Source organism: Cnuella takakiae, from assembly GCF_001953305.1.
GTDB classification, from domain to species: Bacteria; Bacteroidota; Bacteroidia; order Chitinophagales; family Chitinophagaceae; genus Flavisolibacter; species Flavisolibacter takakiae.
This window is the reverse complement of record NZ_MTFE01000010.1, coordinates 3,477,130-3,477,340: the sequence shown is the minus strand read 5'-3', so window position 1 is coordinate 3,477,340 and position 211 is coordinate 3,477,130. Positions and strand designations below refer to the sequence as shown.

Below are 211 nucleotides of genomic sequence, written 5' to 3'. Positions count from 1 at the left end.
GGTTCAGAGCATCTGCCTTACAAGCAGAGGGTCCGCGGTTCGAACCCGTGTGCTCCCACAGGTAAACTTTATAACACATCGATAGGTGTGTTTTCGGGAGCATAGCTCAGCTGGTTCAGAGCATCTGCCTTACAAGCAGAGGGTCCTTGGTTCGAATCCGAGTGCTCCCACAAGTTTTTTTCTGCTACATACTGTTGCAGTTTTTTTAGGT

1 tRNA gene is annotated in these 211 nt (G+C 48.8%); it reads left to right on the top strand.

The window, feature by feature from the left end:
- Positions 1-95: 95 nt before the first annotated feature.
- A tRNA-Val gene (locus BUE76_RS15155) sits at positions 96-170 on the top strand.
- The last annotated feature ends 41 nt before the right edge of the window (positions 171-211 follow it).